The organism is Puerhibacterium puerhi (assembly GCF_009846865.1).
Lineage (GTDB): Bacteria > Actinomycetota > Actinomycetes > Actinomycetales > Cellulomonadaceae > Puerhibacterium > Puerhibacterium puerhi.
This window is the reverse complement of record NZ_WUWN01000089.1, coordinates 1-2,903: the sequence shown is the minus strand read 5'-3', so window position 1 is coordinate 2,903 and position 2,903 is coordinate 1. Positions and strand designations below refer to the sequence as shown.

3 protein-coding genes and 1 pseudogene are annotated in these 2,903 nt (G+C 78.7%); 2 read left to right on the top strand and 2 right to left on the bottom strand.

The window, feature by feature from the left end:
• Positions 1–1,417: DAK2 domain-containing protein (locus GSF02_RS18410; RefSeq protein WP_235915698.1), on the bottom strand; the 1,417-nt coding region annotated here is incomplete at its 3' end.
• 204 nt (positions 1,418–1,621) lie between these two features.
• Here GSF02_RS18410 and rpmB point away from each other — a divergent pair.
• Together rpmB and GSF02_RS18400 are read left to right on the top strand one after the other, a co-directional pair.
• On the top strand, positions 1,622–1,813 hold the full coding sequence (rpmB, locus tag GSF02_RS18405; RefSeq protein ID WP_069984843.1) for a 50S ribosomal protein L28: 192 nt from the start codon (positions 1,622–1,624) through the stop codon (positions 1,811–1,813).
• A 183-nt stretch (positions 1,814–1,996) separates the two neighbouring features.
• A complete protein-coding gene (locus tag GSF02_RS18400) occupies positions 1,997–2,524 on the top strand; it encodes a GNAT family N-acetyltransferase (protein WP_159798813.1) in 528 nt (175 codons plus the stop codon).
• A 21-nt stretch (positions 2,525–2,545) separates the two neighbouring features.
• Here the strand turns inward: GSF02_RS18400 and GSF02_RS18395 are convergent.
• Positions 2,546–2,903 (bottom strand): annotated as a pseudogene (locus GSF02_RS18395) (thiamine-phosphate kinase); the annotation flags it as partial.

The following is a 2,903-nucleotide window of genomic DNA, read 5'->3' as shown; positions in this document are numbered from 1 at the left end:
CGGCCGCGGCGGCCGCGTCCGCCAGCGCCGCCACGCCGACCGCGACGTGGACGTCCGTGGGCGCGGGCACGACGACGGGCGCGCCGCCCTCCGTCGGTCCGTCGGCGTCCGCCCGCCGGGCCACGGCCCCGCGCACGGCCGCCGCGTCGACCCCGGCCGGCAGCACGAGCACGGGGCCGCCCGCGCCGAGCGCCGCCAGGGCGACGTCGTCCGGCGTCACCGCGCCGCTCTGCGGCACCAGCACGACGGCGCCGCCGCGCGCGAGCTCGGCAGCGAGCGCCGGCGCGCCCGTGACTGCCACGACGCCCCAGCCGTCCGCGGGGACGGCGAGGTGGCGCACGTGGGCCGGCGCGACGTGCCCGCGGCGCGCCCACGCCCGGGCCACGCCGAGCGCCGCGTCGAGGTCGGTGGTGTGCACGTGCGCCTGCCAGACCGAGTCCTCGTCCTCGCCGGCGCCGCCGACCACCACGACCGAGCCGCCGACCCGGCCGAGGTCGGCCCGCAGCACCTCGGCCACCTCGCCGTCGGCGAAGTCGCGCGCGCCCGCGGCGCGGCGAAGCACGAACATCACCTCGAGCTCGTCGGCCTCGGCGTCGCCGTGCCCGTGGACCTGTCCCTCTCCCGTGACTCCCTCTCCCGTGACGTCCGCGGGCAGCACCCGGGCGCCGGGGTCCGGGTCGTACCCGGCGAGCTCCAGGCCCAGCGTCACGGGGGCCGGCGGCGCCGCGGGCGCCGCGCCGGCCGCGGTCGGGGTCACGACAGGGATCATCGCCGTCGCCACCGACACCGCGGCGCCCGCGGGCGCGCCCGCGGCGGCGCGGTGGGCCACCGCGAGCGCGTCGAGCACCAGCACGAGCCCGCACGCCCCGGCGTCGAGCACGCCCGCCCGCGCCAGCGGTGCCAGGGTGGCGACGCTCGAGGACGCGGCCTCCCGCGCGCCGCGCACGGCCGCCGCCAGCACGTCGTCGGCCCCCGCCCCCGGGGACGCGGCAGCCTGCCGGGCGGCGGCGGCCGCGACGTCGGCGGCCGTGAGGATGGTGCCCGGCTCGGGGTGCGCGACGGCCGCGCGCGCCGTCCGCGCGGCGCGGTCGAGCCCGACGGCGAGGGCGTCGCCGTGCGTGGCGGCCGCGGCCAGGCCGCGCAGCCACTCGCTGAGGATGACGCCGGAGTTGCCCCGCGCGCCGAGCAGCGCCCCGCGCGCCATCCGGCGCAGCAGCGCGGGGCCGCCGGCGTCGGCGGCCGCGCCGGCCAGCGCCCGGGCGCCCTCGCGGAGGGTCAGGTGCATGTTCGTGCCGGTGTCCCCGTCGGCCACCGGGAAGACGTTGACCCGGTCGATGGCGGCGCGCTCGCGCGCCAGGGCACCGACGGCCAGGGCGGCCCAGGCGCGCACGACGGCCGCTCGCAGCTCGTCGGTCACGCGCGACTCCTCGTCCCCGGGCGGCTCTCGTCCGGCTGACCTCCACGGTAGCGGCGGGTCGGGGTGACCGGTCCCACGTTGGAGGCCGTCCCGGGCGTCAGGTATCCTGTCGTGGTTGCCCGGTGAGAGCCGGGCCCCCGACCTTTCCATCACCACGTCAGCGCTGCCCCGGCAGCCGGACGTGCACGACACTCAGGAGACACCGTGGCTGCCAACTGCGACGTCTGCGGCAAGGGCCCGGGCTTCGGGCACAGCATCTCGCACTCCCACATCCGCACCAAGCGCCGCTGGAACCCGAACATCCAGCGCGTGCGTGCCGTGGTCGCGGGCACCCCGAAGCGCGTCAACGTGTGCACCTCGTGCCTCAAGGCGGGCAAGGTCACGCGCCAGGCGTGAGCCCGCTGCGCTGACGGGCCCCGCCCGCAGCTCTGCCTCAGCACCACCACGAAGCCCGCCGGGGACACCCCGGCGGGCTTCGTCGCGTCCTGCCCCGGCGCGACCCCGCTCTTGCGCCAAGAGTTCGTGAAGGATTCACCAATACCGCTTGGTCGGCAGGCCTGCAGGTGGCACGCTAAGCCCATGACGGTGGATCTCGACGGCGTGACGATCCGGCCCGCCAGGACGTCGGACGCCCACGCCATCGCCCAGGTGGACGTGACCTCGTGGCGCAGCGCCTACTCCAGCATCCTGCCGGAGGCGTTCCTCGAGGGCCTCGACCCAGCCGTGCGCGCCCAGCGCTGGGAGTCCGTGATCTCCGGGCAGGACAGCTCGCGCGAGACCCGCGTGCTCGTCGCGGAGTCCGCGGACCGGACGGTCGGCTTCGCCAGCTTCGGCCCCTCGCTGGACGAGGACGCCGATCCCGGCACCCAGGAGCTCTACGCCATGTACCTGGAGCCGGGCGCCTGGGGACGCGGCGTCGCGCGCGAGCTCATGCGCACCGTGCTGGCCGAGCTGCCCGCGCGCACGCCCATGACGCTGTGGGTGCTCGCCGAGAACCAGCGCGCGCAGCACTTCTACCGCCGCCACGGCTTCCAGGCCGACGGCGTGGAGCGCATCGACGAGCTCGGCGGCGCGCCCGTCACCGAGGTGCGCTACCGCCGCGGCTGACCGGCCGGGCCCGGGGCGCCGTCACGCGCCGAAGTGGTCCCAGCCGGGGGCGGCCTGCGGCGGCGCGCCGTCGACGGTCACGCGCGGGCGCCCGTCGTCGGCGGGCAGCACGCGCCCGAGGACCCGGAAGCCGTCGGGCAGCCCGGCCCCCGGCGGGAACGTCGCCAGCAGCCCGTGGTCCTCCCCGCCCCCGAGCACCCAGCCGCGGGCGACCTCCTCCCCGGCGCCGAGCGCGGCCGCCGCCGGCGCGAGGTCCGCGGCGTAGGGAGCCAGCGCCGCCGCGTCGAGGTCGACGGCGACGCCGCTCGCCGCGGCGACGCGCCCGGCGTCGCGCAGCAGCCCGTCCGAGACGTCGAGCATCGCCGTCGCCCCGCCCGCC

Excerpts from the sequence above, each read along its gene's own strand:
- GSF02_RS18400 (WP_159798813.1), top strand. The coding sequence starts at position 1,997 with ATGACGGTGGATCTCGACGGCGTGACGATCCGGCCCGCCAGGACGTCG.